At 45.8% G+C, this 6,248-nt stretch carries 4 protein-coding genes; 1 reads left to right on the top strand and 3 read right to left on the bottom strand.

Going from position 1 to position 6,248, the window contains the following annotated elements; translation table 11 throughout:
• Positions 1–276: 276 nt before the first annotated feature.
• The 3 genes from truA to CPIN_RS07030 all read right to left on the bottom strand — a co-directional run bounded on the left by truA (position 277) and on the right by CPIN_RS07030 (position 3,510).
• A complete protein-coding gene (gene truA, locus CPIN_RS07040) occupies positions 277–1,029 on the bottom strand; it encodes a tRNA pseudouridine(38-40) synthase TruA (protein WP_012789094.1) in 753 nt (250 codons plus the stop codon).
• A 100-nt stretch (positions 1,030–1,129) separates the two neighbouring features.
• Positions 1,130–2,929, bottom strand: a complete 1,800-nt coding sequence (locus tag CPIN_RS07035; RefSeq protein ID WP_012789093.1) for a hypothetical protein — start codon at positions 2,927–2,929, stop codon at positions 1,130–1,132.
• A gap of 80 nt (positions 2,930–3,009) precedes the next feature.
• Positions 3,010–3,510 (bottom strand): biotin/lipoyl-containing protein, encoded by a 501-nt coding sequence (locus CPIN_RS07030; RefSeq protein WP_012789092.1) that lies wholly within the window; start codon positions 3,508–3,510, stop codon positions 3,010–3,012.
• 177 nt (positions 3,511–3,687) lie between these two features.
• Between CPIN_RS07030 and CPIN_RS07025 the strand changes: the two genes are divergently transcribed.
• Positions 3,688–6,225, top strand: coding sequence for a M1 family aminopeptidase (locus CPIN_RS07025; RefSeq protein ID WP_012789091.1), 2,538 nt, complete (start codon positions 3,688–3,690; stop codon positions 6,223–6,225).
• Positions 6,226–6,248 lie beyond the last annotated feature (23 nt).

Below are 6,248 nucleotides of genomic sequence, written 5' to 3'. Positions count from 1 at the left end.
TTTTTCATTTCTACCAAATCTTTTTTGAAAATTTATTTTTAGCAATCGTTTTAGCAACGATTCTTTAAAACTCAACACCATCGCCACTTTGGGCGATCGGTATCTATTCAGAAAAGAGAGAAATTCAGTACTTGAGAAGAGCTTTTTCCGCGTCTCGTTCTATCGAAACGGGATGCAAAGGTAGGAGTTTTCTGTTCTCTACCAAATCTTTTTTAAAAGACAACTGTGACGATTATATTAATTATATAATTATCAATTGATTAGGTGCAATATTTTTTATTGCACCTTGTCCGCTAACATCCCCTCCGGATAAGCTACCTTCATCAAAAACAATCCCTGCGGCGGTACCGCGAAATCAGCATTCACACAATTACGGCTTTCTATCGCCTCTCTGAAACCATCCATCGTCAGCTTCCCCCGCCCTACTCTCAACATCGTACCTACCATTCCCCTCACCATACCTCTTAAAAAACGATTCGCCGTCACTCTATATACGATACGGTCCTCTCCCACTTCCCACTCCGACGACATGATATTACAGTTGTATGTCTTCACCTGTGTATTCCGCTTGGAAAACGTCATGAAGTTCTCGTACTCTCTCAACACACTAGCCGCTTCATGCAACAGCTCCGGATGCAACGTATACGGGAAGAAATAACCCCTGTCCCTCATAAACGGATCCTTCTCCATATATAAGGTATACTCATAAGAGCGACTCAATGCCGCAAACCTCGAATGCGCGTCATCCGCTACACGGTATATATTACGCATCACCACATCCGGTGGCAATATCGCATTCACCTTATAGAGAAACTGCGGATGCAATGGCTGCTCCATATCAAAATGCAGGAAGTTCTGCCTTGCATGTACACCCGCATCTGTACGACTGGAACCTGTCGTTACTATAGCTCCTCTCATTAATGTACTGATAGCATGATCAATAACCGACTGCACCGTCTCCACATTATCCTGAATCTGAAAACCACCAAAGCTGGTACCCTTGTATGCTACCTCTATAAAGTATCTCATATTTACTAATTGCGAACCGCGAAGGTAAGGCGCAAAAACAAAAAGGTCACAAAGTTGCTTTTATACAACCCTGTGACCTTCCTGTTGGTTAGTCAGTTTATTATCTGTGTAACATCGCTTTGAAACGTCCTCTGTAGTATTTATCAGACAGGAGATTTTCCATTCCGGGAAACTCGTCTGAATGATACGCTTTAGGGTAAGCCTGATCCAGTAAGCGATATTTAGAATCGTCATTGCTCATTAACTGTACCATAGTCCTGATCTGAGCCGACTCCAGGCAATAACCTTTTGTCTGCTTACGGAAAGATTCTATCATCGCGTCGTCATCCTTCGCGGCTGCAAATTTCTTCAGCACTTTCCTGAACGTCTCATCATCCATCACCTTCCCGCAATCAGAATTGATCATTTTCAGCCCAGCAGCAGATTTTGTGTCAGTCACCGGTTCTGTTACAGGAGCAGCTACAGCGGGTGTCACTTCTTCCACCTCTTTTTTCTTCTTTCTATCCTTTTTGCTTTCTTTAGGATGATCAATAGACAGATCACTTACTGCATAACCTGTCGGATCATTCACTACATTATTAGGACGCTCTGATGTATCTATTGTATCAATCTTCTCAGCAAGTTTACTACGCTTCTTCTTTTTAGTTCCTGCTGCCGGATCTTCTACCGGAATTGCCACAGGTGCTGGTGCAGGCGTTTCAGTCGTTGCTGCCGGCACCGGGGTTCCTGCTGGTGGCGCCTGATGACCACCTGTATCCATAAAGTCTATAAAAGCCGGATCATCTGCTTTCTTCTTACGCGACTTCTTATCTCTCTTTGATGATCCCTCTTCTTTAACGGGTTCAGCTGGCATTGTAGCACGGGCTGGTTCTGTTGCCGGAGCTACCGCCGGAGTATCCTGTACGGGCGCAGGCGCCGGTGTTGTCTCTGTCGTTGCCTGCGGAACACTTGCTGATTCAGTAACTGTTCCTTTATTCTCTTCAGCCAGTATTGCACTAGCCAGTTGCTGTTCTTCTTCTGTCAGCGGCTCACGTTCACGTCTTTTCCTCTTCTTCTTCGGCGCTTCAGTCGCCACTTCCGCTGGTACTACCTTCTTAGCACTGTCTACAGGCGCAGCTGCCGTTACCGGCGCTTTAGGCTGTTCCAGTTCTACCTCATCCGGACGATCATCACTCACTACTTTATCAAGCGCCTGAGAGAATTTATTCGTCTGTTTAGCCGGAGGTGGCGTGACCGGATTTACCGGACGGGTACCTGGTCCTACTGTTGCACCTGACTTTGCTGTGAAAGTAGAATCAAGGTCTTTCTTAAGAGAAGCCATCATCTGCTGGTTCTTCTGTTCATCAGAAACAACCGGTACTGGTGGTGCTGGTACCAATGTCGTATCCGCCGCTGTTGTCGCAGGCGACGTTGTCACCTCCGGTGCCGGCGTTGCTGCTGCCACTTCTGCCACCGGAACCGGGGCAGGTGTCTGTTCAGTAGCTACAGGCGCATCCTGGGCAGGTGCTTCCGCAGCTGCTACCGCTTCCTTAGACTTACCTGTTGATGGCCTGGTCACTGCAAACGTCTGCAGATTAAACAGGGCATATCCCCTGTCACCATCCTGCTTCAACAGAAATCCCTGATCGGCAGGACCGGTAATACGTAACTGGTACTCACGCTCAGGCGCATCACTCTTAGCCAGACCAATACGCAGAGAAGCTGTACCGGCAGGCATTTTGGAAAGTATGAGATACCCCTTGTCTGAAGACGGGAGCAACTTACCATCATATCTAACATAAAAAGGCTGGGATCTTTCACTTTGTATATACACAAAATACTGCTGATCCTGGGCCGACATATGTAATGCCATCCCAAGGAAGAACAAAGTGAAAAAAGATCTCTTTAAAAATTGCAGCATACACATTACTTAAATAACTACGAATGACGGACGAGTCCGTCATTCCTGATCGCTTTATATTGATTTAATAATTACAAAATCTATTCCAAGATAACCAGTACCTCTCCTTTCTCCACCGCCGTACGCTCTTTTACTTTTACCTCTTTTACTACTGCATCTGTCGCGGCCTTAAAGACATTCTCCATTTTCATCGCCTCCAGTATCAATACCGGATCACCTTTCTTTATCGATTGCCCTGGTTCTACCAGTACTTTCAGTACCAATCCCGGCATAGGCGCCTTCAGATCATTTACTTTCCGGCTCAACGCATCTTTCATCCCCATCTCCGCCAGCAACTGATCGATTGGTTCTTCTATGGCCACCTCGTATTCCTGCTGATCTATTATAATAGTGACCGTTTTTGTATCCCGGTCTATCTTGGCTACCTGCGCTATATAGCTCTTCCCATTCAATATAACACTATGATTACCACCTGGTAATGATATCCCCGACCAATTCACCGGCTGTTCATCACAGGAAACTGCATACTTATCTGTTGCGACTTTAAACGACAGATCGCCATTCACAATAGCTTTTATCATAACATGGTTTTAGCTGTATCGGAACAAAAATAACATTTTTAAACACTTACCGGGCGGGGGCTTTGCGAATGATCCCGAATAATAGCCAATTATCATGATTTGTTTAATATTAACAGCCCGAATAACAATTATTTGTGATAAATCCTGTTAATTCGTGGCAAAAAATAGTTAATAATCATGTTCAAACCTTTGAAGCACACGCTTAAAAGTGTACTGTTAGCAGGTCTTACCGGTATATTTTATTATACGCCAGCCGCTGCTCAACAGGCCCCTTCACAACAAGAAGATCCCGCCCTCAAAATCTACCGCGCCACCGCTACAAAAGTGCATGACCTGACGCACACTAAACTGGATGTTCGTTTCGATTATGCCAAAAGGTACTTATTCGGTAAAGCATGGCTCACGCTGAAGCCTCACTTTTATACCACCGACTCTCTTACCCTCGACGCTAAAGCAATGGATATCAAACAGGTAGCCATCGTAAAAGCAGGCAAGAACGTGCCGCTGAAATTCAGCTATGACAGCTTACAGCTGCATATTGCGCTGGATAAACCTTACCAGAGAACAGAATCATTTGTTATCTATATAGATTACGTAGCCCGTCCGGAAGAAGTAAAATCTGAAGGCAGCTCCGCTATCACCGACGCCAAAGGTCTGTATTTTATCAACCCTGACAGTGCTGTCGCCAACAAACCGGTACAGATCTGGACACAGGGTGAAACAGAATCCAGTTCTGCCTGGTTCCCTACGATAGATCGTACTTACCAGAAGACCACGGAAGAAATCAGTATCACCGTTGATAAGAAATATGCCACCCTTTCCAATGGTAAACTGGTTAATCAGAAAAATAACCCTGACGGCACCCGTACCGATAACTGGAAAATGGACCTCCCTCACTCTCCTTACCTGTTCATGATGGCTGTGGGCGACTTCGCCATCATCAAAGACCAGTGGAAAGGTAAAGAGGTGAACTACTATGTGGAAAAGGCATATGCACCTTATGCGAAAGCCATCTTCGGTAACACCCCTGAAATGATGACCTTCTACTCCAAGCTCCTGGGTTATGACTACCCATGGGTAAAATACTCTCAGGTTGTCGTAAGAGACTACGTTTCCGGCGCGATGGAAAATACCACCGCTACCATACATGGCGACTTCCTCCAGAAAACTGACAGGGAACTCCTGGATAACAACAACTATAACGAAGCGGTAGTGGCACACGAACTGTTCCACCACTGGTTTGGTGACCTGGTGACTGCTGAGTCCTGGAGCAACCTGACCCTGAACGAATCTTTTGCCGACTACAGCGAATACCTGTGGATGGCTTATAAATATGGTAAAGACGCTGCGGATGATCATGCCTACAAAGCCATGCAGAGCTATGAGAAATTTGCCCAGTACTCCGGCGACAGAGACCTGGTGCGTTTCCACTACCATGATAAAGAAGACATGTTCGACGCGATCAGCTACCAGAAAGGTGGCCGTATCCTGCACATGTTACGTAATGTAGTAGGTGACAGCGCCTTCTTTAAATCGCTGAACCTCTACCTGAAAACAAACGCTTTCAAATCTGCTGAAGCGCAGCAGCTCCGCCTGGCTTTTGAAGAAGTAAGCGGTCAGGACCTGAACTGGTTCTTCAACCAGTGGTATTATGGCCAGGGTTATCCTGTGCTGGATATCAAGTCCACCTTTAATGAGGCTAATAAAACTGTTACCGTTACCGTAGAACAGCAACAGGGAGGCAATAAGATCTTCCAGTTACCGGTAGCGATCGATATCTATGCTGGTGGTAAGAAGGTACGTCACCAGGTTACTATCTATGATAAAACAAGCACTTTCACCCTGCCTTGCGCTACCAAACCGGATCTGGTGAACTTTGACGGTGATAAAGTACTGCTGGCAGAAAGAAAAGAGCACAGAGATATCAACAGTTATATCTTCCAGTATGCACATGCTCCTGAATATCTGGACCGTCGCGAAGCGATCGAAGCTTGTCTGAAAGAGCAGAGCACAACCCCTGCTGCCCTGAAAGTAGTGGTGGCTGCCCTGAAAGATAAATTCTACGGTCTGCGTGCAATGGCAATCAGTGGGCTGAAACTGTCAGATCCAGTGGTGAAAGAAGCTTCTTTTGCTACCTTACAGGAACTGGCGAAGAAAGACGATAATTCAACAGTGCGTGCAGCGGCCCTGGGTCAACTGGGTTCCCTGAAAGATCCTGCACTGGCGCCTGTATTTGAAGCTGCAGTAAAAGATCGTTCTTATGCTGCTGCCGGCGCTGCCCTGGAAAGCCTGAGTGTATTGAACCTGGACAAGGCTTATACCCTGGCAAAACAGATGGAAGCTGATTCCAAAGGTGCACTGAGCAACGCGATCACTACCGTATATGCACAGAAAGGTAATGAAAGCGATGTAGCCTTCTTTGCGAAGACATTCAACGAAACCAGCGGACAGGATAAACTGGAAGCTGCGATCCAATACCTCTCTATCCTCAGCATTGTGGATAATACAGATCAGGTATTGCAGGGTGTGGAAGACATCAAAAAGATGGCCCTTATGTTCAACAACAAGATGGTCAATAACTACCTGGTTAATATGCTGCAACCTATCGCCAAAAACAAAGAAGAAAAAGCTGCGCTTGCTACGCCTGATAAAAAGACCGCTTTGCTGAAACAAAGTGAGTTTATGAAGAAAGTAGCCTCCGAGTTAAAGAACTAATTAATAAAAAAGCGTCTGCCATA

Origin of the sequence: Chitinophaga pinensis DSM 2588, assembly GCF_000024005.1 — a bacterium.
GTDB lineage: Bacteria > Bacteroidota > Bacteroidia > Chitinophagales > Chitinophagaceae > Chitinophaga > Chitinophaga pinensis.
This window is presented reverse-complemented; position numbering and strand designations above follow the sequence as displayed.

Excerpts from the sequence above, each read along its gene's own strand:
- truA (WP_012789094.1), bottom strand. The coding sequence starts at position 1,029 with ATGAGATACTTTATAGAGGTAGCATACAAGGGTACCAGCTTTGGTGGT.
- CPIN_RS07035 (WP_012789093.1), bottom strand. The coding sequence starts at position 2,929 with ATGCTGCAATTTTTAAAGAGATCTTTTTTCACTTTGTTCTTCCTTGGG.
- CPIN_RS07030 (WP_012789092.1), bottom strand. The coding sequence starts at position 3,510 with ATGATAAAAGCTATTGTGAATGGCGATCTGTCGTTTAAAGTCGCAACA.
- CPIN_RS07025 (WP_012789091.1), top strand. The coding sequence starts at position 3,688 with ATGTTCAAACCTTTGAAGCACACGCTTAAAAGTGTACTGTTAGCAGGT.